Below are 21,641 nucleotides of genomic sequence, written 5' to 3'. Positions count from 1 at the left end.
ATCAGGGCATAATCCTTCTCCACCCCGCGCCTACCGGAGAAGCCCAGCATGCATCGCCCCTCTCGCCTTAGCCTGTGCAGCCTCGTTTTCATCGTCGGCAGCGTCGCCGCCGTGCATGCCTATGCCCAGGCGCCGGCCGCGAGCCGGGGCGAACGCGTGGCGGCCTTGCTTCCCGAGATAGACAAGATGTACACGGAGCTTGCCGCCAAGGAGCACCTGCCGGGCCTGGTGTACGGCGTGGTCCTCGATGGCAAGCTGGTGCACATGCGCCCGCTCGGCCTGGCCGACGTGGAGCGCAAGACCCCTGTGACGGGGTCGACCGAATTCCGTATTGCCTCGATGAGCAAAAGCTTCGTGGCGATGGCGGCGCTAAAACTGCGTGACGCGGGCAAGCTGCGGCTCGACGATCCGGTCGCCGACTATCTGCCCGAAGTGCGCCGGGTCCAGCTGCCGACGAGCGACTCGCCCGCGCTGACGATCCGCCACTTGACGACCATGACCACCGGGCTGCCCGAGGACAATCCCTGGGGCGACCGCCAGATGGCTGTCCCGAATGCCAGGCTCGAGCAGCTGGTCGGCGCCGGGCTGTCGTTTTCCAACGCGCCCGGGCAGACCTTCGAATACAGCAACCTCGGCTACATCCTGCTGGGCAAGGTAGTGAGCAAGGTGTCGGGCATGCGCTTCCAGGACTACGTGACGCGCGAGATCCTGCGGCCGCTGGGCATGCACAACACGCGCTGGGAATATACGCAGGCCGCGCCGGGCAAGCTGGCGCTGGGCTATCGCTGGGACCGCGATCACTGGGAGGCGGAGCCTATCCTGCACGACGGCGACGGCGCCGCGATGGGCGGCCTGATCACGACGGCGGACGACTTCGCGCGCTACGTCGCCTTCCACCTGGACGCCTGGCCGGCCCGCAACGATCCGGAACGCGGACCGCTGCGCCGTGCCTCGGTGCGCGAGATGCACCTGCCGCAGGCGTTTGCCGGCCTGTCCACCAAGGCCACCCTGAGCGACATGACAACGCCGAATCCGACCGTGAGCTTCTACAGCCATGGCCTGGTCTGGCAGCGCGACAGCCGCAACGTGGTGAGCTCGGGCCATTCGGGCGGCCTGCCGGGCTTCGGCAGCCAGTACCGTTTCGCGCCGGACCACGGGGTGGGCGTGTTCGCCTTCACCAACCTGCGCTACGGGCCGGTGTACGGCCCGACCGCCAAGGCGCTGGCCATGCTGGTCGAGCGTGCCGAGCTTGGCCCGCGCCCCATTCCCGTATCGTCGATCCTGGCGACGCGCCATGGGCAAGTGGCGCAACTGGTGCAGTCGTGGGATGCGGCGCTGGCAAGTGCGATCGCGGCCGACAACCTGTTCCTCGACCGCTCGCGCGAAGACTGGATCGTGCACGCGCGCGAAAAGCTGGGGCCGATCGGGAAGATTACCTCGGTCGGCCCGATCAAGGCCGACAACGCCTTGCGCGGCAGCTTCCCGCTGGTCGGCGAGCGTGGCAGGGTAGATGTCGCCTTCACGCTCACGCCCGAACGCGAGCCCAAGGTGCAGGAGATCACGCTCACGCCGGCGAAGCAATAAGCACCGTTTCGCTGCAGCCGCGGCTATGATACGCAGGTTTTCCCTGCCGATATCGTTCGCCATGACACTTCGCCTGACCGCCGCCGCCCTCCTGTTCTCCCTGCTGTGCGCCGGTAGCGCGAACGCGCAGGAAAAAGTCCTGCGCATGTTCCTGTCCACCAGCGAAACCGGCCTGGACCCGGCCGTGGCCTCGGACAACGCCACCCTCTCGCTGCTGGAAAACCTGTTCGACCCCCTGCTGCGCTACGACTACCTGGCGCGTCCGGCCAAGCTGCGGCCCAACACGGCCGCCGCCATGCCCGAGGTGAGCGCCGACGGCCTGACCTACACCTTCCGCATCCGCCCCGGCATCCATTTCACGCCGGACCCGGCTTTCAAGGGAGCGAAGCGCGAGATGACCGCCCAGGACTACGTCTACAGCATCAAGCGCCTGCGCGATCCCGCCACCAGGTCGCCCTGGGCCGCCACCTTCGAAGGCGTGGCCGAGCTGCGCGCCCTCGACCGCCATACCTTGCGCATCCGCCTGAAGGCGCCGGACAACAACTTCCTGTTCTACCTGGCGATGCCCGCCTCGAGCGCGGTGGCGCGCGAAGTGATCGAGGCCTACCCGGGCCAGGCCGGCAACCACCCGGTCGGCACCGGCCCCTTCATGGTCGGCGAGTGGAAGCGCAGCGACCGCATCGTCCTGCTGGCGAATCCCGATTCGACCGCCGTGTTCCATGCGACGCCCGGGGATAAGCCCGAAGACAAGGCGATCGCCGCCGCCCTCGAGGGCAAGCGCCTGCCGCGGGTGGACCGGGTCGAGGTGCGCATCGCCGAGGAATTCCAGGGCCGCATGCTGGGTTTCCTGAACGCCGAGTACGACTACCTGGAGCAGATTCCGGAGTCGATGACCGACATGGTGGTCAGCGACGGCCAGCTCAAGCCCGAACTGGCGGCGCGCGGCATCGTGCTGTCGCGCTTCCCGGTCCTGCAGACCTACTACATGTGGATGAACATGAACGACCCGGTCGTCGGCGGCTATGGCAAGGACAAGGTGGCGCTGCGCCGCGCGATCTCGATGGCCTACAACAGCGCCGAGGACATCGCGCTGCTGAAGAAGGGCTTCGCGATCAAGGCCGAATCGCCGCTGCCGCCCAATGTGCTGGGCTACGACCCGAACTATCGCAGTCCGGTGCCCTACGATCCGGCATTGGCCAATGCGCTGCTGGACCGCTACGGCTACACCCGGCGCGACCCGGACGGGTTTCGGCGCACGCCCGACGGCAGGCCGCTGACGCTGACCATGCACAGCGAGGCCACGGTCGGCGGCCGCCTGCGCGACGAGTTGTGGCGCAAGTGCCTGAACGCGATCGGCCTGCGCGTCGTGTTCAAGTCGGACAAGAAGACCGAGATCATCAAGGCCTCGCGCCTGGGCACGGTCCAGATGTTCGAGAGCAACTGGATCGCCGACTTCCCCGATGGCGACAACTTCTACCAGCTGCTGTACGGCCCCAACGCCGGCCGCGCCAATTACGCGCGTTTCAACCTGCCCGCCTATAACCAGCGCTACGAACAGGCGCGCCTGCTCAGCGACGGCCCCGCGCGCCAGAAGCTGTATTTCGAGATGAACCAGCTGATCCACGCCTATAACCCGTGGGTGCCGCTGACCCAGGTCTTGTCGGGCGATCTGCGCCATCCGTGGTTGAAAAACTACAAACGCCATCCGGTTGAATTCACGACCTGGCGTTATCTGGATGTCGATGTTGCGCAAAGAGCACGCTCCAGCAGAGGTGCGCGCTAGTTTTGGTGAGTTTTTCCCAAATAAAACATTCCCCTTAGTTATACTGGCCGCCGGATATTTCATTGGATAGCCGTAAATAAGAAGGCTTACCCTGAAATCGAAAAATAACGTAATGCCAAGACATTACAACGAAGATCGGCCAGGAATTCCTGGGTCGCCAAGGGAAAAACGTTAGGAGAAACGCGTGAAGGTAAAGAAGCTCGCTCAATTGATCGCCCTGATGGGCGCGGTCAGCCCGGCCATCGCACAGAATGTGCAGATTTCCGGTCCGGTCCAGCGTGTCGAGATCACCGGCAGTAGCATCAAGCGCATCGCCAAGGAAGGCGCGCTGCCGGTCGAGGTCATCACGGCCAAGCAGCTCGAAGCCCAGGGCATCGTCACCGCCGAGCAGCTGATCGCGACGCTGAACGTCAACGGCAACGGTTCCGACAACCTGGCCTCGAACGCCGACGTCACCTCGGGTGCGCAGCGCGGCAACAACGGCGCCTCCTCGGCCAACCTGCGCGGCCAGGGCGCCGATTCGACCCTGGTGCTGCTGAACGGCCGCCGCGTGGCGACCCACGGCATGAAGGGTTCCGCGGTCGACCTGAACTCGATCCCGATGGCGGCGGTGGAGCGCGTCGAGGTGCTGAAGGACGGCGCCTCCGCGATCTACGGCACCGACGCGATCGGCGGCGTGATCAACTTCATCCTTAAAAAGAATTACCGGGGCCTGGAAACCCAGGCCTTCGTCGACGTCACCGAGGCCGGCGGCAGCGAGATCGGCCGCGCGTCGATCACCGGCGGCTGGGGCGACCTGCAGGTCGACGGCTGGAACGTGCTGGCGACCTTCGCGCACAGCCAGAACAAGGCCCTGCGCGGCGACCAGCGCGACTTCGTCAACACCTTCCAGCCGGACCGCGGCGTCTCGGTGGATACCCGCGGCTCGCCAAGCGCCAACGTGTTCGCCACCACCCTGGCCCCGACCCTGCTGTCGCGCACCGGCACCGGCCCGACCCTGCCGGGCGGCGGCACCACCACCTATAACGGCATCAGCCTGCTCGACCTGCCGGGCGGCGCGGGCTGCAACAGCATCGACGGCATGGGCCCGTACGACGAGAAACTGTGGAACAGCGCCGGCTCCGCCTATGGCTGCGCCTGGGACACCGGCCGCGCGGCCGTGCTGCAGCAGCCGGTCAAGAACAGCAATGCGCTGGCGCGCGCCACCTTCCAGTCGGGCGATCACCAGTTCTTCATCGAAGGCGTGGCCTCGAACGTGGAAGTGTCCAAGCGCTTCTCGCCGAACCAGATTTCGCCCTCCAGCTCGACTTTCGGCCCGACCTCCTTCTATCCGCGCACCGGCGCCGCCTACGACAGCGTCTACAATGCGCTGGTCAAGGTGTTCCCGAGCATCTCGGCCAACTACGGCCTGCCGATCGCCTACCGCTGGCGCTGCATGGAGTGCGGCAACCGCGAAATCGTGACCGAATCGAAGGCCGCCCGCGTGCTGGTCGGCGCCGACGGCCCGGTCAACCTGTTCGGCCGCAGCTATGACTACCGCGTCGGCCTGTCGCGTGCCTTCAGCGAGTCGGAATCGCAGCTGGGCACTGGCTACAACTACACCGTTGCCCTGGCCAATGTGCTGGGCTCGGGCATCGTCAACCCCTTCCTGCTGCCGGGCCAGACCCAGTCGCAGGCGGCGATCGACGCGATCCAGGCCACCTCGGCCGCAGGCGTCACCCTGTATGGCGGCAAGACCATCCTGACCCAGCTCGACGGCGCGCTGTCGGGCGAGCTGTTCAACCTGCCGGCCGGCGCCGTCATGGGCGCAGTCGGCTTCGACCTGCGCCGCGAAGAGTACAAGTTCAACGGCGACAAGCGTGCCGCAGCCGCCCGTCCGGCGATCCTGAACGCGCCCTTCGACGACGCCAACGCCCTGGACAACGTGCATCGCGACATCAAGGCCGTGTACGCCGAACTGCTGGTGCCGGTGGTCAAGAACCTCGACATCACCCTGGCCATCCGCCGCGACCACTACAGCGGCATCGGCAGCACCACCAACCCGAAGGTCTCGTTCCGCTACCAGCCGATCCCGCAGCTGCTGTTCCGCGGTTCGTACAACGAGGGCTTCCGCGCCCCGTCGTTCAACCAGCTGTTCAACGGCATCACCGAGTCGCCGTACGCCGGCAAGGACCTGGTCGACCCGGCCAAGTGCCCGACCGGCCTGGTCGACGCGACCAAGCCAGGCTGCGAATCGATCACCCCGAACTACATCACCGGCGGCAAGTCGAACCTGGGCCCGGAAACCGCGAAGCAAGGCACCATCGGTGTCGTGATCGAGCCGTTCAACTGGTTCTCGGCCAACGCCGACCTGTGGGAGATCCGCAAGCAGAACACCATCGATTCGTTCAGCACGTCGACCATGGTGGCGAACTACAACCTGTTCAAGGATCAGTTCATCCGCGACGCGGCGGGCAACATCGCCATCATCGACCAGCGCTGGGTCAACGCCGGCGAGCGCATCACCCGCGGCCTCGAGCTGGGCGCCCGCTTCAACGGCAAGTTCAGCACCGGTTCGCAGTGGACCCTGGGCATCGACGGTTCGCGCCTGCTGGAGAAAAAGTCGCGCGCCACCACCAACGCCGAATTCGGCAAGAGCGAAGTGGGCCGCTTCGTCTTCACCGGCGACCTGGGCCTGAAGTGGAAGCACAGCGCCTATGCGACCTACAAGTACGGCAACTGGAGCACCATGCTGCAGAACATCTACCGTTCGGGCTATGACGACCAGGTGCTGCCGGGCGTGGCCAACGGCCTGGTGAAGCCGGCCAACTGGAATCCGAAAGTGGATGCGTACTCGATCTTCCACCTGACGACTACCTACACCGGCTTCAAGAACCTGTCGCTGACCGCAGGCATCAAGAACCTGCTGGACGAAGATCCGCCGTTCGCTGTCACCTACGACAGCAACACCGGCGCGGGCAGCACCTGGGAACCGCGCGTGGCCGACCCGCGTGGCCGCTCGTTCACCCTGATGGCGACCTACAAGTTCTTCTAAGTTGATCGTATAAGTTGATCGAACCCGGCGGCCCGCTGTCGATGGAAGCGCAAGCTTCCACGGCGCGGGCCGTTTTTCCTTGTAGCGGATGTCGAGCATGAAAATCAGCCGGCGCGGCTTCGGCGCTTCCGTCGCAGCCGCTCTCTCCACCCCTGGCCTGGCCGCAGCCGCCCCGCGGCGCGCGTCCAGGCGCCTCATCAAACCCCCACGCCTGCGCCCCGGCGACCTGGTCGGCCTGATCGCCCCCGGCGGCTATGCCGACGACCGCCTGATCGAGAAAGCCGTCAGGAATATCGAAGCCCTCGGCCTGCGCGCCAAAGTGGGCACTTACATCAAGGCCGTGCACGGCAATTATGCGGGCTCGGTGCAGCAACGCCTGGCCGACCTGCACGCCATGTTCCTCGATCCCGAGGTGAAGATGATCTGGCCGATCCGCGGCGGCTCGGGCTGCATCTCGCTGCTGTCGACACTCGACTACGGACTGATTCGCCGCCACCCGAAGATCCTGCTCGGCTACTCGGACATCACCGCGCTGCACCTGGCGATCCATAACAAGACCGGCCTGGTGACCTTCCACGGCCCGGTGGCCTCGTCGACGCTGGCCGACTACCCGCGCGAGCACATGATGGCGGTGCTGTGCGACCCGCAGCCGCGCTACACGATCCCGATGGCGCCGGAAAACGCCCTGAAGGCCCAGACCATGCCGCATTTCGGCATCCGCACCCTGACCTCGGGCACGGCCACCGGTCCGCTCCTGGGCGGCAACCTGTCGATCGTGGCGGCCCTGTGCGGCACGCCCTATGCGGCGGACTTCCGCAACGCCCTGCTGTTCCTGGAAGAGGTGGACGAGGCGCCCTACCGCCTGGACCGCTGGATGACCCAGCTCGACCTGTCGTTCGGCTTCGCGAATGCGGCCGGGGTCATGGTCGGCATCTGCGAGGACTGCGCGCCGCAGGAGGGCAGGCGCTCATTGAGCCTGGACGAGACCTTCGACCAGCATCTCAAGCCCCTGACCATTCCGGCGGTGACCGGCTACTCGATCGGCCACATCCGCCACCAGTTCATGCTGCCGGTGGGTTTGCGCGCCACCCTCGATACGGCGGCCCGAACGGTGACGCTGCTGGAGTCCTGCGTTACCTGACGTAGGGGGGCGGCTATACCGAGATCCGCGTATCTGCCGGCGGCCTGGATGCCGCCCACGCGTTCAAACCAGGCATGAATGTCTGCATCGCTGCGCAAAGGGGAGCTGAACGCGTGGGCGGCGCCATGGCCGCGTGTGGTCCAACTGCCAGGTGGAGCCGCCCACCCTACATCCGCAAGCTCATCGACACCGCGCCGATCGATTGTCCTTCGATGCGGTACAAGTCCGGCACTTCGCCGGTCTCGACGAAGCCCATGCGCACGTACAAGGCACGCGCCTTGTGGTTCTGCGACAGCACCTCGAGATCCACCCAGGCGAAGCCGCTGGCGCGGGCCCAGGCCAGCGCTTCCTGTACCAGGCGCGTGCCGATGCCCGCGCGGCGCAGGTCGTGGCGCACGCCCATGCCGAGCAGGGTGCGGTGGCTCGATGCCGGTTCCGGCCTGCCGCGCAGGTCGATGTGGCCGGCAATCGCGCCGTCGTCGTCGAGTGCGATCCACACGTGGCGCCAGCCCGGGTGGCCAGGCGAGCTTGTCATGCCGGCGCTGAAACGTTCGCGCATGGCCAGCGGCACGCCCTCCGTTGTCGGCGCCATCGGCTGGAACAGCAGGCCGTCGCGGCCGTTCTCCGCCAGCTGTTCGCCCAGGTAGGCGAACAGCGCCGGCAAGTCCTCCGGTGTAGCGGGACGAATCGTGATCACAGCGCGCGGGCGATCAGGATCTTCTGGATGTCGCTGGTGCCTTCGTAGATCTGGCACACGCGCACGTCGCGGTAGATGCGCTCGACCGGGAAGTCAGCCACGTAGCCATAGCCGCCAAACACCTGCATGGCGCTGGAGACCACGCGTTCGGCCATCTCGGAAGCGAACAGCTTGGCCATCGCGGCTTCCTTCAGGCAGGGCAGGCCCGCGTCCTTCATCGACGCCGCGTGCAGGATCAGCTGGCGCGCGGCCTCGATCTGCATCGCCATCTCGGCCAGGCGGAACTGCACCGACTGGTGTTCGAAGATCGGCTTGCCGAAGCTTTCGCGGTCTTTCGCATAGCTAAGGGCAGCCTCGTAGGCGGCGCGCGCCATGCCGACCGACTGCGAGGCGATGCCGATGCGGCCGCCCTCCAGGCCCGACAGGGCGATCTTGTAGCCCATGCCTTCCTCGCCGATCAGGTTCGCGGCCGGGACGCGGCAATTGTCGAACACGATCTGCGCCGTGTCCGAGGAGTGCTGGCCCATCTTCTGTTCCAGGCCGGCGACGATGTAGCCGGGCGTATTCGTCTCGACCCAGAAGGCGCTGATGCCCTTCTTGCCGGCGGCTTTATCCGTGACCGCCATGACGATGGCCACGTCGCCGTACTTGCCGCTGGTGATGAACTGCTTGGTGCCGTTCAGGACGTAGTGGTCGCCGTCGCGGGTGGCCGTGGTGCGCAGGGCCGAGGCGTCGCTGCCGGTGTGCGGTTCGGTGAGGGCAAAGGCGCCCAGCATCTCGCCCCGGGCCAGCGGGACCAGGTAGCGTTGTTTCTGCTCTTCGTTCGCGTACATCATGGCGATCGAGCAGACCGGGCAGTTGTTGACCGAGATGATGGTCGAGGTGCCGCCGTCGCCGGCCGCGATCTCTTCCAGCACCAGCGCCAGCGACACGTAGTCGAGGCCCGCGCCGCCGTACTGCTCCGGCACCGCGACGCCGAAGGCGCCCAGGCCGGCCAGTTCCTTCAGCTCGTCCTTCGGAAAGTAGTGCTCGCGGTCCCAGCGCGCGGCGTTCGGGGCCAGGCGCTCCTGCGCGTAGCTGCGCAGGGCGTCGCGGATCATCTGGTGTTCTTCGCTCAGAATCATGGTGTCTCGTTGTTTGTTATGTGGTTACCACGGAATCGGCGTGCCGTCGTGGTTCAGGAAGGCGCCGTTGGACGATGCGTCCAGCTTGTCCAGCGTGGCGCGCAGGTCGCTCACGCTTTGCTCCACCGTGAGGGTGGCTCCGCTGCCGCCCATGTCGGTCTGGACCCAGCCCGGATGGAAGGACACGCAGGTCGCTCCTTGCGCGCCATAGGTGATGGCGGCATCGGCCAGCACCGAGTTGAGCGCGGCCTTGCTGGCGCGGTACAGGGTGCCTTCGGTGGAATTGCGTGCGCCGATCGAGCCCATCTTCGAGGACAGCACGGCGAGTTTACCGCGCGTGTCGGCCAGCAGCGGGCCGACGATCGGGAGCAGGCGCATGGCCGCCAGCACATTGGTGTGCATGACCGCGTCGAATTCGGGGCCGGTCGGGAAGCTCGAGCCCGAGGGGCCGTAGACGCCGGCCACCAGCCAGGCCACGTCGACCTGTTCGTCGTCGAGCCGCCAGCCCAGCGCCGCGATCGAATCGGCACTCAGGACGTCGAGCTGGTGGGCGGTCGCGCCCATCTGCGCCAGTTCGTCGCAGTCTTCCTGCTTGCGGGCGGTGGCGATCACGCGCCAGCCGTCCGCACGGTACTGGCGCACCATCTCGTGGCCGATGCCGCGCGAGGCACCGATAATCAGGGCAGTGGGCATAGCAAGCTCCTTGTGTCGGTTTTTGTAGGGTGGTCGGCTTCGCCGCCCACGCGGTGATTGTTGGCGGCTCCGCTTTCGTGCCGGATGATCTTGATGCTAATTATCACCGCGTGGGCGGGAGACCCGCCCACCCTACAATTCGTGGTTAATACAAGCTAAATTGGCCGTATTAACCACATTTCGTCATCAAACCAGCTCAATCGCCATCGCAGTCGCTTCACCGCCGCCGATGCACAGCGAGGCCACGCCGCGCTTGCCGCCGATGCGCTTCAGGGCGCCCAGCAGGGTGACGATGATGCGCGCGCCCGAGGCGCCGATCGGGTGGCCCAGGGCGCAGGCGCCGCCGTGGATGTTGACCTTGTTGTGCGGGATGTCGAGGTCGCGCATGGCGGCCATCGGCACCGCGGCGAAGGCTTCGTTGATCTCGAACAGATCCACGTCGCCCGCCGTCCAGCCGGTCTTCTTGAACAGCTTCTGCATCGCGCCGATCGGGGCGGTGGTGAACAGGTTCGGTTCCTGCGCGTGGGTGGCGTGGCCGAGCACGCGGGCGATCGGGGCCAGGCCCAGCTCTTTCGCTTTCGATTCGCGCATCATCACCAGGGCGGCGGCGCCGTCGTTGATCGACGAGGACGAGGCGGCGGTCACGGTGCCGTCCTTCTTGAATGCCGGCTTCAGGGACGGGATCTTGTCGACCTTGGCCTTCATCGGGCCTTCGTCCTTCTCGACCAGCAGTTCGCCGGTGCGGGTGGCGACCGAGACCGGCGCCACTTCCCAGTCGAACCAGCCTTCGTTGTTGGCGGCCTGGGCACGCTTGACCGATTCGATCGCGAAGTTGTCCTGCTCTTCGCGCGAGAACTGGTAAGTGGCCACGCACTCTTCGGCGAAGGTGCCCATCGAGCGGCCTTCGCCGGTCTTCTCGTTGCGCGAGTAGGCGTCTTCCAGGCCGTCGAGCATCATGTGGTCGAACATCGGGGCGTGGCCGATGCGGTAGCCGCCGCGCGCCTTCGGGATCAGGTAGGGCGCGTTGGTCATCGATTCCATGCCGCCCGCGACGACGATGTCGGCGCTGCCAGCCACCAGCTGGTCATGGGCGAAGATCGCGGCCTGCATCGCCGAGCCGCACATCTTCGAGAGGGTCACGGCGCCGGTCGACAGCGGCAGGCCGGCCTTGATCAGCGCCTGGCGTGCCGGGGCCTGGCCCTGGCCGGCCATCAGGCAGTTGCCGAAGTAGACGTGCTCGACGCTGTTGGCGTCGACGCCGGCGCGCTCCACCGCGGCCTTGATCGCCACCGCGCCGAGGTCGCTCGCCGACTTCGACGAAAAATCGCCCTGAAAGGCGCCCATCGGGGTACGGGCGGCGCCAACGATAACGACTGGATCATTCATTGTGTAAGTTCTCCAAAATGGGTGGGGATGGTGTGCTTGCGTCTTGTGCACAGAAACGGATCTGCTGGGGATAAGGGAAGACGTCGTCGACGACGCCCGCCAGTATGCGGTCCTTGTGGGATTGCCAATACGCGCGGGTCAACAGCTCCGCGTGGTGTTTCATGAAATGGCGCCGGATGCTCGGATTTCCAAGCAGGAAGCGGCCAAATTGTTCCGGAAAGACGTCGTGCCTGCCGATCGGGTACCAGGGTTCCGATGCCATCTCGTCCTCTTCGTTGCGCGCTTCCGGGATGTCGCGGAACTGGCAGTCGGTGAGGTATTCGATCTCGTCGTAATCATAGAACACGACGCGGCCGTGGCGGGTGACGCCGAAATTCTTGTACAGCATGTCGCCCGGGAAGATATTCGCGGCAACGAGGTCCTTGATCGCATTGCCGTATTCGATCACGCCGTGCTCCAGGCGTTCGTCGTCGCCGGCGGCCTGGGCCTCGGCCAGGTAGATATTCAGCGGCACCATGCGGCGCTCGATGTAAAGGTGGCGCACGATGATGCGCTCGCCTTCGATCTCGACCAGCGAGGGCGCGTGTTGCTTCAGCTCGTTCAATAACTCTTCCGAGAAGCGAGCCAGCGGGAAGGCGGCGTCGGAATACTCGAGGGTGTCGGCCATGCGCCCGACCCGGTCGTGGTGCTTCACCAGCAGGTATTTTTCCTTGACCTGGGCGCGCGTGGTTTCCTTGGGCGGCGGATAGAAATCCTTGATCACCTTGAACACATAAGGGAAGGACGGCAGTTCGAACACCAGCATCACCAGGCCGCGGATGCCCGGGGCGATGCGGAACAGGTCGGAACTGTGCTTCAAGTGCTGCAGGAAGTCGCGGTAGAACAGGGCCTTGCCCTGCTTCTGCAGGCCCAGCACCGTGTAGATCTCGCTGCGCGGCTTGCGCGGCATCAGGCTGCGCAGAAAACCCACGTAGGCCGAGGGCACCTCCATGTCCACCAAAAAGTAGGCGCGCGTGAAGCTGAACAGCAGGGTGATGTGGTAGACGTCGAGCAGCACCGTGTCCAGCACCAGCCGCCCCTGGCGGTCATGCAGCACCGGGATCACGAAAGGGTAGTTGCGCGGGCCGTTGATGACACGGCCGACGACGTAGGCGGCCTTGTTGCGAAAGAAGGGGCTGGACAGCACCTGCAGCTGCAGGTTCGGTTCCGCCTGCGCCAGCCCGAAGGCCTCGCTTAGTCGCGCCTCGACGCTGGCGACGTCGCGGTCGAGGTTGGCGAAGGGCACGGCGAACTGGAAGTTGGTGAGCACGCGGCGCAGGGCATTGCTCAGGCCGTCGGCCGCCGGATAGTAGACGCGGTAGGTCGGCAGCGGCTCCTCGGTCTCGATGTACTCGGTGGAGATCACCGGGCGCACGAAGATGTAGTCATTATGGTAGTAGCTGCGGTGCAGGATGATGCAGCTGACCGAGTTGAAGAAGGTTTCGGCCAGTTCCGGCTGCTTGTGGCCCGAGAGCAGGCCGATGTAGTGCAGCTTGGTTTCGCGCCAGACCGGGTCCGTCAGTTCTTCCGGGGCGTACTCGTCCTGCAGGACGTGGACGCATTCCTGCACGCGCTTGTCGTAGAAATCGATGCGTTCGCGCGCGGCCGCCTGGGCGGTGGTCCAGTCGGCGGCCTCGAAATGGCGCCGCGCCGCCTGGCTGGCCTGGCGGAACAGGCGGTAATGCTTGTCGAAGCCGTCCAGGATGGTGCGCGCGATGTCGAAGGCGATCTGGGAAGACAGCAGTTTGGGGAACGCTTGCTGGGTCATCGTTCGTCTCGCGCGCAGTGATAAGCGTACAGTTTATGGCAATGTAGGGTGGGCAGGTTCTCTGCCCACGCGTTCAAACCGAATATGAACAAACGCATCGGCTGTTCTTGCGGTGGTTGAACGCGTGGGCGGGAAACCCGCCCACCCTACGTATCCTTGGCTGATCCGATTATCCGGATTACATCGTCTCGCCGAACAGCTCGCGCCCGATCAGCATGCGGCGGATCTCGCTGGTGCCGGCGCCGATCTCGTACAGCTTGGCGTCGCGCCACAGGCGGCCGACCGGGTACTCGTTGATATAGCCGTTGCCGCCCAGGGTCTGGATCGCTTCGCCCGCCATCCAGGTCGCCTTCTCGGCGCTGTACAGGATGGCGCCGGCGGCGTCCTTGCGCAGGGCGCGCACCTGCTCCGGCGAGCTCGCGCGGTCGCAGGCCTGGCCCACGGCGTAGACGTAGGCGCGGCAAGCCATCATGGTCGAATACATGTCGGCGATCTTGCCCTGCATGAGCTGGAACTCGCCGATCGCCTGGCCGAACTGCTTGCGCTCGTGGATGTAGGGCACCACCGAATCCATGCAGGCCGACATGATGCCCAGCGGACCGCCCGACAGCACGGTGCGCTCGAAGTCCAGGCCCGACATCAGCACGTTGACGCCCTTGCCGACGCCGCCCAGCACGTTCTCGACCGGCACTTCGCAGTCCTGGAACACCAGTTCGCCGGTGTGCGAGCCCCGCATGCCCAGCTTGTCGAGCTTCTGGGCGATCGAGAAGCCCTTGAAGCCTTTTTCGATCAGGAAGGCGGTCATGCCGCGCGGGCCGGCTTCGAGGTCGGTCTTGGCGTACACCACCAGGGTGTCGGCGTCCGGACCGTTGGTGATCCACATCTTGGTGCCGTTCAGGACGTAACGGTCGCCCTTCAGTTCGGCCTTGAGCTTCATGCTGACGACGTCGGAACCGGCGTTCGGCTCGGACATGGCCAGCGCGCCCACGTGCTCGCCCGAGATCAGCTTGGGCAGGTACTTGCGCTTCTGCTCTTCGTTGCCGTTGCGCTTGATCTGGTTGACGCACAGGTTCGAGTGGGCGCCGTAGGACAGGCCGACCGAGGCCGAGGCGCGCGAGATTTCTTCCATCGCGACGATGTGGGCCAGGTAGCCCATGTTGGCGCCGCCGTATTCCTCGCCGACGGTAATGCCCAGCAGGCCGAGTTCGCCCATCTTCTTCCACAGGTCCATCGGGAACTGGTCGCTGCGGTCGATCTCGGCAGCGCGCGGTGCGATTTCGGCTGTCGCGAACTGTTGTACGGCTTCGCGCAGCGCGGCGATGTCTTCGCCATGGTCAAAGGTCAAGCCTGGGAGATGCAGCATTGTCGTCCTCGTGAACGGTGGTTGAGCAGGATAGGGTGCATGATACTCGCCTCTTACGTTAACGTAAACGTCAACTAAAGGGCCAAAAAAGGGAGGGTGCCAGGCCCTCCGCGTGCTTCAGGCGGCGTTCTTGTTGTCCGCGCTTTCCGCCAGCAGGCGGCGGCATTCTTCCTCATGTGCGGAAATTTCCTCGAGCGCCATCTCGATGTCGGCACGCTGCTGTTCCAGCGTCACGCGCTGGTGGGCCAGTACCCCGAGGAAGCGTTCGATCTGGGCCGCGGTGTCGCGTGGCGACTCGTACATGTCGACGATGCTCTTGATTTCCGACAGGGTCAGGCCCAGGCGCTTGCCGCGCAGGGTCAGTTTCAGCCGGGTACGGTCGCGCGGGGTATAGACGCGGTTGCGGCCGCCCACGCCTTCGCGCTTGGGACTGAGCAAGCCCTGGTCTTCATAAAAGCGGATGGCGCGGGCAGTGATGTCGAATTCGCGGGCCAGTTCGGCGATGGTGTAGGTGACCATGGTTCTCTATGAAGCAAAAGAAGCGAAACAGGGAATCGCTTACAATCGATGTCTGCGCCCCGGTTTACGTTTACGTTAACGGCATTGTAGCGCGACCGCCCACGACGAACACGAAAGTTTTCCATGAACCCGCTCGAAGCCCAGCTCGATTATCCCTTTGGCGACACCATCCCGGCACCGGGCATGGTCCATCAACTGGCGCCGGGCCTGGCCTGGATCCGGATGCCGCTGCCCTTCGCGCTCGACCACATCAACCTGTGGCTGCTGCGCGACGAACAGGAGGGCCGCGCCGGCTGGAGCGTGATCGACTGCGGCGCCGGAACCGACGCCACCCGCGCGGCCTGGGAACAGGTGCTGGGCGAGGGCTTGCAGGGCGCGCCGCTGTTGCGCGTGTTCGCCACCCATTGCCATCCCGACCACGTCGGCCTGTCGGGCTGGCTGAGCAGCCGCTTCGCGGCGCCGTTCTGGACCACCGCCGGGGAGTTCGCCTTTGCCCGCATGATGGCGGCGGCGCTGCCGGGCGTCGACGGCCCCTCAGCCATCCCGCACTTCGAGCGCCACGGTCTGGTGGACCCGGACATGCTGGAGCAGATGCGCAGCCGCCGCAATTACTATCCGTCCCTGGTGCCGGCGGTGCCGGAAGCCTATACCCGCCTGCAGGACGGCGACCTGGTCGAGATCGGCGGCAGGGGCTGGCGCGTGATCACCGGCTTCGGCCACTCGCCGGAACATGCGTCGCTGTATTCCGAGGAGCTGAAGGTCCTGGTTTCCGGCGACATGGTCTTGCCGCGCATTTCGACAAACGTGTCGGTATTCGCGGTCGAGCCGGAAGGCAACCCGCTAGACCTCTATCTGCAGTCGCTGGAAAAGTTCACAAACTTGCCTGAGGACACTCTTGTCCTGCCTTCGCATGGCAAGCCCTTCCGCGGCCTGCACACACGAATCGCTCAATTGCATGATCATCATGCGGCCCGCCTGGCCGAGGTGCTGGCGGCCTGTGTCGAGCCGAAGTCGGCCGTCGACATCGTGCCCCTGATGTTCCGCCGCCAGCTCGACGCCCATCAGCTCAGTTTCGCTCTGGGCGAGGCGCTAGCCCACTTGCATAAATTATGGCGCGATGGGATGCTGCGCCGCAGTAAGGATAGCGACGGTATTATTCGTTTCCGACTGGCCTGATCTCTTTCCGCAATGCCGGCAGCGTCGGCAATATGCATATTTGTTGCATACAATCGTGCGGCAATGTCATACTTTTTCCTTTAGGATATATTATCGATTCCCCGAATGGGGAATTGCGGTTAATATTTCCGGTTCGTAAAACATGCAAATTCTATTAAATAATCACATCTTTGTTACTTTTTAAAGGTATGATTGTTTGCTGAGGCTTCTCAGCCATAGAACGCCCGGCCGTCTGCACAGGCCATCCGCACATAACGTAAGCATTGCAATGAATTCAACCAATGAACGGGAGAGCTTCAGTGAGCGCCTGCAACAGGCGCTGAAGAACGCCCACTACTCGCCCGATAGCCCCACCCGCCTGGCCAGGGAATTCAACATCCGTTTCGAAGGCCGCCCGATCACCGTCCACGCCGCGCGCAAGTGGCTGGTGGGCGAAGCCATCCCGACCCAGGAAAAGCTGCGCATGATTGCCCAGTGGCTGGGCGTGCCGGCCGACTGGCTGCGCTTCGGCGGCGCCGAGCATGCCGCTGCCGGCAGCGAAAGCAATGGCGGTGGCGCCCGCTTCGAATCCGCGGACGTGAAGCTGATTGCAGATTTACAACGTCTGGACGAGCACCATCGCCAGCTGGCGCGCGAGTTCATCCGCATGCTGGTGCGAATGAATCACCAGAAGCCAGACCAGAAATAGTTTCGTATTTGCACTTTTCGTGAGTGCAGAACGGCACAAACAGCTGCAGCTGGGTCATAATCTGTCCAGTGGCGAGCGGATCCGCCGTCACCGGGTCATGTCAAGGAGCAGCTGCCGTATGCGAAACAACTACGCCAACACCGCCCAGCTCAAGGAACTGATGACCGCACCGCCGATGACGGCGGCGCGCCATGCCGAGGTGATGCGACAACGCAATGCCCGGCGGCGGATGCTCGAGGAAGCGCGCGAGGCGAAAAAGGCCGACGATCCGTTCGACGGCGACAAGCGCTAGCCGTCCAGCGCGTCTTTCATGCCGCCCCACCTGGGGGCGTGGGCGTTGTCGAGCCCGAGGAGGTCGACCGCCCGGTCGACCGTATGCTCGACCATCTCTTCGATCGTCGCCGGACGGTGATAAAAGCTCGGCAGGGGCGGGAACACGATGCCGCCCATCTCCGTCACCGCCGTCATATTGCGCAGGTGCGCCAGGTTGAAGGGCGTCTCACGCACCATCAGCACCAGCCTGCGCCTTTCCTTCAGCATCACGTCCGCGGCGCGCGTGACCAGGTTGTCCGACAGGCCATGGGCGACGGCCGCCAGGGTTTTCATCGAACAGGGAGCGATCACCATGCCGTCGGTCTGGAACGAACCGCTGGCGATCGAGGCGCCGATGTCGCGGTTGCGGTGGACGACGTGGGCCAGCGCCTCGGCATCGCGCCGCTGCAGGCCGAGTTCCTGGTGCAGGGTGAGGGAGGCGGCGTCGGAAATCACCAGGTGGGTCTCGACGCCGGGAGTCGCGTGCAGCCGCCGCAGCAGCTGCACGCCATACGTCGCGCCGGTTGCGCCAGTGATGGCGACGATAATACGGCGCGGACGCGCGGCCATGTGATCAGCCGTTCTTCAGCAGGGTCTGCAGCTCGCCCGATTCGTACATCTCGTTCATGATGTCGGTGCCGCCGATGAATTCGCCGCGCACGTAGAGCTGCGGGATGGTCGGCCAGTTCGAGTAGTCCTTGATGCCCTGGCGGACTTCCGCGTCTTCCAGGACGTTGACGGTGGCGATGTTGTCGACACCGCAGGCTTTCAGGATCTGGATGGCGCGGCCCGAGAAGCCGCATTGCGGGAATTGCGCGGTTCCCTTCATGAACAGCACGACCGGGGTGTTGGTCACGGTGTCTTTGATCCAGGTTTGAACGTCGCTCATGTGTGTGCCTTCAGTGGGAATGGATAAGATGCCGCCATTTTATAAGAATTCGGCAGGGCGGGCACGGGGCCTGGCGTCGTTCTCCCGCCTGCTGTGACAATCGGCGGATTTTTACCGGAAAATCCCCGCTATGATGGCCTTTCATGCCACCCGAACGGGAACCATCATGAGCGCCTACCGAGGCTTTGCTTCCATGCCATCGCCCCTGCTGTGGTGCATGGCTGCCTTCTTTGTCATTGCCGGCATGTACGAAATCATCACCGGCATGTACCGGGAACCTCTGGAAGACGTCCTGCTCTACATCGGCCAGCTGCCGGCCGGCCTGTTCCTCTTGTACTGCGCGGTGCAGGCCTGGCGCGACCGCCGCGCCGAGCTGGCATCAACGCGCACGACCATGGTCGGCTACGCCTGCTTCGGCCTGTTCTGCCTGTGCTTCCTGGTGAAGGTGGGCATGACCGCGGTGCGCGTCCTGGGCTGAACCGGCCCGCGTTTTTTGCCCATGGGCGGGGCGGGACTGGTATGATCGCGCGCATTCCCTTCGTCCGGCAAGCATCATGCAACAGACACCCCAACGCAGACCCTCGGCCACCGCCAATTTCGCGATCGGCGCCCTGCTGGCCATCCCCGGCCTGATCAACCTCATCGAGGGCCTGATGGGCCTGGGCATCGGCCGCCTCCTGTGCGGCATCGCGGCCCTCGGCTATGGCCTGCTGCTGGTGCGCGAAGGACTGCATATCAAGAAAACCGGACTGCCCGGGTTGCCGCAAAAGCGCATGATCCTGATCGGCTTCGGCTTCCTGAGCGTCTACATGGTCGGGCTGTTCCTCAAGCACGCGGGCTGACCGGCTCACCAGCCGGCCACCGCGCACGCGCCATTACTTCTTCAGCTTGGCGAAGGCCGCGGCCATCGCGCCGCCGGCGGCCTGCGCCGGCTTCTCCTGGCGCTGATGCTGGGCCAGGCGCTTGCTGTCGTTGCGGTCGCCGCGCTGCTCCGGACGCGCGCCCGGCTGCGGCGCTGCATCCGACAGGCGCATGGTGAGCGCGATGCGCTTGCGCTTGACGTCCACTTCCAGCACTTTCACCTTCACCACCTGGCCGGCCTTGACCACGGTGTGCGGGTCTTTCACAAACGTGTTCGACAGCGCCGAGATGTGCACCAGTCCGTCCTGGTGCACGCCGATGTCGACAAAGGCGCCGAAGGCGGCCACGTTGGTCACCACGCCTTCCAGGATCATGTCCGGGCGCAGGTCCGAGATTTCTTCAACGCCTTCCTTGAAGGTCGCGGTGGTGAATTCCGGACGCGGGTCGCGGCCCGGCTTTTCCAGTTCCTTCAGGATGTCGGTCACGGTCGGCACGCCGAATTTGTCATCCGCATACTTGGCCGGGTTGAGCGACTTGATGAGCGTACTGTCGCCGATCACCGCCTTCATGTCGCGCTTGATGTCGCCCAGGATCTTCTCGACCACCGGATAGGATTCCGGGTGGACCGCCGAGGCGTCCAGCGGGTTCTCGCCGTTCATCACGCGCAAGAAGCCGGCCGCCTGCTCGAAGGTCTTGTCGCCCAGGCGCGGCACCTTCTTCAATGCCGCGCGCGAGGCAAAAGCGCCCTGCATGTCGCGGTAGTTCACGATGCTCTGCGCCACGCTGCCGGATAAACCCGAGACCCGCGCCAGCAGCGGCGCCGAAGCCGTGTTCACGTCCACGCCCACCGCGTTCACGCAATCCTCGACCACGGCGTCGAGCGAACGCGCGAGCTGGGTCTGCGACACGTCGTGCTGGTACTGGCCGACGCCGATCGACTTCGGGTCGATCTTGACCAGTTCCGCCAGCGGGTCCTGCAGGCGGCGCGCGATCGAGACCGCGCCGCGCAGCGACACGTCCAGTTCCGGCAGCTCGCGCGAGGCGAATTCCGAGGCCGAATACACCGAGGCGCCGGCTTCCGAGACGACGATCTTGGTCAGCTTGAGCTCCGGGCGTTGCTTGATCAGGTCCTGGGCCAGCTTGTCGGTCTCGCGCGAGGCGGTGCCGTTGCCGATCGAGATCAGCGACACATTGTGCTTGGCCGCCAGCTGGCCGAGCACGTGCAGGGCGCCGTCCCAGTCGTTGCGCGGCTGGTGCGGGTAGACGGTGGCGGTGTCGACCACCTTGCCGGTGGCGTCCACCACCGCCACCTTGACGCCGGTGCGCAGGCCCGGGTCCAGGCCCATGGTGGCACGCGGGCCGGCCGGCGCGGCCAGCAGCAGCGCCTTCAGGTTGCGGGCGAAGACCCCGATCGCATCGAGTTCGGCCTTCTCGCGCAGCGCGCCCATCAGCTCGGTCTCGATGTACACGGAGCTCTTCACGCGCCAGGTCCAGCGCGCGGTGTCGAGCAGCCACTTGTCGGCCGGGCGACCAAGCGCCTTGATGCCGAAGGCGGCGCAGATGCGGCTTTCGCAAGGGTTGTGGGGCGCGTCCCACTTCGGCTTTTCAAGCTCCGAATCGAGGCGCAGGGTGACGTCCAGCACGCCCTCGCGGCGGCCGCGCATCAGCGCCAGCGCGCGGTGCGAGGGAATCGTGGACAGGGTTTCGGAATAGTCGAAATAGTCGGCGAATTTTTCGCCTTCGTCTTCTTTACCTGCCACGACCTTGGACTCGACCACGCCGTGCTCCTGCACGTATTCGCGCAGCGACTGCAGCAGCGTCGCATCTTCGGCGAAGCGCTCCATCAGGATCTGGCGCGCGCCGTCGAGGGCCGCCTTGGTATCCGCCACGCCCGGGTTGGCGCCGCCGTCGGCGTTGGTGAAGGTCTCGCGCAGGTAGCCGGACGCCACCTCTTCCGGATTGAGCGACGGGTCGCCGAGCAAGGCATCGGCCAGCGGCGCCAGGCCCGCCTCGATCGCGATCTGCGCCTTGGTGCGGCGCTTCTGCTTGTAGGGCAGGTACAGGTCTTCCAGCCGGGTCTTGTCCTCGGCATGGGCGATCGCATCGAGCAGCTCCGGCGTCATCTTGTTCTGCTCCGTGATCGACGCGATGATCGACGCGCGGCGGTCTTCGAGCTCGCGCAGGTAGCGCAGGCGCTCTTCCAGAAGTCGCAGCTGGGTGTCGTCGAGGCCGCCGGTGGCTTCCTTGCGGTAGCGTGCGATGAAGGGGACGGTCGCGCCTTCGTCGAGCAGGGCGACGGCGGCGGCCACCTGGGCCGGTTTGGCGGACAGTTCGAGGGCGAGGCGTTGTTCGATGGATGGCAGCATGGTGCGATGGTGCGCGCGATGAGTACGCGCGTGTCTCTAAAAGGTCAAGCAAACAATGATACGCAAACGCGGTGGATACACCAGTCTTGACAGCGCTACTTGAACATGCGAGAACAGTCGGCTGTACGCGTGATTCGCATGCACGAACAGCGCGCACGCAGATGGTGCGGACAAGTTTTGTCCGCTACGTGCGATTCCGAACAAAACGGAAGCGTCCG

Annotated in this window: 19 protein-coding genes; 9 read left to right on the top strand and 10 right to left on the bottom strand. The window is 65.0% G+C overall.

All coding sequences use genetic code 11. The features are described 5' to 3' along the window. The first annotated feature begins 48 nt into the window (after positions 1–48). From B2R83_RS16140 to B2R83_RS16125, 4 genes are all read left to right on the top strand, one after another. Positions 49–1,584, top strand: coding sequence for a serine hydrolase domain-containing protein (locus B2R83_RS16140; protein ID WP_292043384.1), 1,536 nt, complete (start codon positions 49–51; stop codon positions 1,582–1,584). Positions 1,585–1,645: 61 nt separating this feature from the next. Then, positions 1,646–3,367, top strand: a complete 1,722-nt coding sequence (locus B2R83_RS16135) for an ABC transporter substrate-binding protein (RefSeq protein ID WP_292043381.1) — start codon at positions 1,646–1,648, stop codon at positions 3,365–3,367. Between the two features lie 184 nt (positions 3,368–3,551). Then, the gene (locus B2R83_RS16130) at positions 3,552–6,401 is read left to right on the top strand and encodes a TonB-dependent receptor domain-containing protein (protein WP_292043379.1); all 2,850 of its coding nucleotides are present in this window, start codon (positions 3,552–3,554) and stop codon (positions 6,399–6,401) included. Between the two features lie 97 nt (positions 6,402–6,498). Then, on the top strand, positions 6,499–7,542 hold the full coding sequence (locus B2R83_RS16125; protein WP_292043377.1) for a S66 peptidase family protein: 1,044 nt from the start codon (positions 6,499–6,501) through the stop codon (positions 7,540–7,542). A 166-nt stretch (positions 7,543–7,708) separates the two neighbouring features. Here the strand turns inward: B2R83_RS16125 and B2R83_RS16120 are convergent, their stop codons facing one another. The 7 genes from B2R83_RS16120 to B2R83_RS16090 all read right to left on the bottom strand — a co-directional run bounded on the left by B2R83_RS16120 (position 7,709) and on the right by B2R83_RS16090 (position 15,131). Further along, positions 7,709–8,239 carry a GNAT family N-acetyltransferase gene (locus B2R83_RS16120; protein ID WP_051996341.1) on the bottom strand — a complete coding sequence of 177 codons (531 nt, stop codon included), beginning with the start codon at positions 8,237–8,239 and terminating at the stop codon, positions 7,709–7,711. Continuing rightward, on the bottom strand, positions 8,236–9,363 hold the full coding sequence (locus B2R83_RS16115) for an acyl-CoA dehydrogenase family protein (protein WP_292043374.1): 1,128 nt from the start codon (positions 9,361–9,363) through the stop codon (positions 8,236–8,238). The genes B2R83_RS16120 and B2R83_RS16115 overlap by 4 nt, the downstream gene beginning before the upstream one ends. Positions 9,364–9,387: 24 nt before the next feature. After that, positions 9,388–10,056: an SDR family oxidoreductase gene (locus tag B2R83_RS16110; protein ID WP_292043372.1), complete on the bottom strand. Its 669-nt coding sequence runs from the start codon at positions 10,054–10,056 to the stop codon at positions 9,388–9,390. Positions 10,057–10,242: 186 nt separating this feature from the next. Then, positions 10,243–11,442 carry an acetyl-CoA C-acyltransferase gene (locus B2R83_RS16105; protein WP_292043370.1) on the bottom strand — a complete coding sequence of 400 codons (1,200 nt, stop codon included), beginning with the start codon at positions 11,440–11,442 and terminating at the stop codon, positions 10,243–10,245. After that, positions 11,435–13,249, bottom strand: coding sequence for a bifunctional isocitrate dehydrogenase kinase/phosphatase (aceK, locus tag B2R83_RS16100; RefSeq protein ID WP_292043368.1), 1,815 nt, complete (start codon positions 13,247–13,249; stop codon positions 11,435–11,437). Before aceK ends, B2R83_RS16105 begins: the two co-directional genes overlap by 8 nt. Before the next feature lie 178 nt (positions 13,250–13,427). Beyond that, positions 13,428–14,612 carry an isovaleryl-CoA dehydrogenase gene (locus B2R83_RS16095; protein ID WP_292043367.1) on the bottom strand — a complete coding sequence of 395 codons (1,185 nt, stop codon included), beginning with the start codon at positions 14,610–14,612 and terminating at the stop codon, positions 13,428–13,430. Between the two features lie 117 nt (positions 14,613–14,729). Next, positions 14,730–15,131, bottom strand: coding sequence for a MerR family transcriptional regulator (locus B2R83_RS16090; protein WP_036209687.1), 402 nt, complete (start codon positions 15,129–15,131; stop codon positions 14,730–14,732). Between the two features lie 123 nt (positions 15,132–15,254). On the opposite strand from B2R83_RS16090, the gene B2R83_RS16085 reads away from it, so the two are divergent. From B2R83_RS16085 to B2R83_RS16075, 3 genes are all read left to right on the top strand, one after another. Next, positions 15,255–16,307 (top strand): MBL fold metallo-hydrolase, encoded by a 1,053-nt coding sequence (locus B2R83_RS16085; RefSeq protein ID WP_292043363.1) that lies wholly within the window; start codon positions 15,255–15,257, stop codon positions 16,305–16,307. Positions 16,308–16,575: 268 nt separating this feature from the next. Beyond that, positions 16,576–16,995 carry a hypothetical protein gene (locus B2R83_RS16080; RefSeq protein WP_036209684.1) on the top strand — a complete coding sequence of 140 codons (420 nt, stop codon included), beginning with the start codon at positions 16,576–16,578 and terminating at the stop codon, positions 16,993–16,995. A gap of 118 nt (positions 16,996–17,113) precedes the next feature. After that, positions 17,114–17,287 (top strand): hypothetical protein, encoded by a 174-nt coding sequence (locus B2R83_RS16075; protein ID WP_292043357.1) that lies wholly within the window; start codon positions 17,114–17,116, stop codon positions 17,285–17,287. Here B2R83_RS16075 and B2R83_RS16070 read toward each other — a convergent pair. Both B2R83_RS16070 and grxD read right to left on the bottom strand, forming a co-directional pair. Beyond that, positions 17,284–17,877: a UbiX family flavin prenyltransferase gene (locus tag B2R83_RS16070; RefSeq protein WP_292043354.1), complete on the bottom strand. Its 594-nt coding sequence runs from the start codon at positions 17,875–17,877 to the stop codon at positions 17,284–17,286. The two genes, B2R83_RS16075 and B2R83_RS16070, sit on opposite strands and share 4 nt — an antisense overlap. A gap of 4 nt (positions 17,878–17,881) precedes the next feature. Further along, a complete protein-coding gene (grxD, locus tag B2R83_RS16065; protein ID WP_285377407.1) occupies positions 17,882–18,196 on the bottom strand; it encodes a Grx4 family monothiol glutaredoxin in 315 nt (104 codons plus the stop codon). Between the two features lie 166 nt (positions 18,197–18,362). Between grxD and B2R83_RS16060 the strand changes: the two genes are divergently transcribed. Beyond that, positions 18,363–18,674: a hypothetical protein gene (locus B2R83_RS16060; protein ID WP_292043352.1), complete on the top strand. Its 312-nt coding sequence runs from the start codon at positions 18,363–18,365 to the stop codon at positions 18,672–18,674. Positions 18,675–18,750: 76 nt separating this feature from the next. After that, positions 18,751–19,038: a hypothetical protein gene (locus tag B2R83_RS16055; protein WP_036209673.1), complete on the top strand. Its 288-nt coding sequence runs from the start codon at positions 18,751–18,753 to the stop codon at positions 19,036–19,038. Positions 19,039–19,071: 33 nt separating this feature from the next. On the opposite strand, the gene B2R83_RS16050 is transcribed toward B2R83_RS16055, so the two are convergent. Beyond that, entirely contained in the window at positions 19,072–21,423 is a 2,352-nt protein-coding gene (locus B2R83_RS16050) for a Tex family protein (RefSeq protein WP_292043350.1), read from the bottom strand. Between the last annotated feature and the right edge of the window lie 218 nt (positions 21,424–21,641).

The sequence above is a fragment of the Massilia sp. UBA6681 genome, assembly GCF_002454935.1.
In the GTDB taxonomy this organism is placed as follows: domain Bacteria; phylum Pseudomonadota; class Gammaproteobacteria; order Burkholderiales; family Burkholderiaceae_D; genus Telluria; species Telluria varians.
Note: the sequence above shows the minus strand (reverse complement) of the source record. Positions and strands in the feature narration are given on the sequence as shown.

Bases quoted from the DNA above. Each gene is read 5' to 3' on its own strand.
- grxD (WP_285377407.1), bottom strand. From the start codon at position 18,196: ATGAGCGACGTTCAAACCTGGATCAAAGACACCGTGACCAACACCCCG.
- B2R83_RS16125 (WP_292043377.1), top strand. From the start codon at position 6,499: ATGAAAATCAGCCGGCGCGGCTTCGGCGCTTCCGTCGCAGCCGCTCTC.
- B2R83_RS16090 (WP_036209687.1), bottom strand. From the start codon at position 15,131: ATGGTCACCTACACCATCGCCGAACTGGCCCGCGAATTCGACATCACT.
- B2R83_RS16085 (WP_292043363.1), top strand. From the start codon at position 15,255: ATGAACCCGCTCGAAGCCCAGCTCGATTATCCCTTTGGCGACACCATC.
- B2R83_RS16135 (WP_292043381.1), top strand. From the start codon at position 1,646: ATGACACTTCGCCTGACCGCCGCCGCCCTCCTGTTCTCCCTGCTGTGC.
- B2R83_RS16075 (WP_292043357.1), top strand. From the start codon at position 17,114: ATGCGAAACAACTACGCCAACACCGCCCAGCTCAAGGAACTGATGACC.
- B2R83_RS16050 (WP_292043350.1), bottom strand. From the start codon at position 21,423: ATGCTGCCATCCATCGAACAACGCCTCGCCCTCGAACTGTCCGCCAAA.
- B2R83_RS16080 (WP_036209684.1), top strand. From the start codon at position 16,576: ATGAATTCAACCAATGAACGGGAGAGCTTCAGTGAGCGCCTGCAACAG.
- B2R83_RS16105 (WP_292043370.1), bottom strand. From the start codon at position 11,442: ATGAATGATCCAGTCGTTATCGTTGGCGCCGCCCGTACCCCGATGGGC.
- B2R83_RS16060 (WP_292043352.1), top strand. From the start codon at position 18,363: ATGAGCGCCTACCGAGGCTTTGCTTCCATGCCATCGCCCCTGCTGTGG.
- B2R83_RS16140 (WP_292043384.1), top strand. From the start codon at position 49: ATGCATCGCCCCTCTCGCCTTAGCCTGTGCAGCCTCGTTTTCATCGTC.
- B2R83_RS16115 (WP_292043374.1), bottom strand. From the start codon at position 9,363: ATGATTCTGAGCGAAGAACACCAGATGATCCGCGACGCCCTGCGCAGC.
- B2R83_RS16095 (WP_292043367.1), bottom strand. From the start codon at position 14,612: ATGCTGCATCTCCCAGGCTTGACCTTTGACCATGGCGAAGACATCGCC.
- B2R83_RS16055 (WP_036209673.1), top strand. From the start codon at position 18,751: ATGCAACAGACACCCCAACGCAGACCCTCGGCCACCGCCAATTTCGCG.
- aceK (WP_292043368.1), bottom strand. From the start codon at position 13,249: ATGACCCAGCAAGCGTTCCCCAAACTGCTGTCTTCCCAGATCGCCTTC.
- B2R83_RS16110 (WP_292043372.1), bottom strand. From the start codon at position 10,056: ATGCCCACTGCCCTGATTATCGGTGCCTCGCGCGGCATCGGCCACGAG.
- B2R83_RS16070 (WP_292043354.1), bottom strand. From the start codon at position 17,877: ATGGCCGCGCGTCCGCGCCGTATTATCGTCGCCATCACTGGCGCAACC.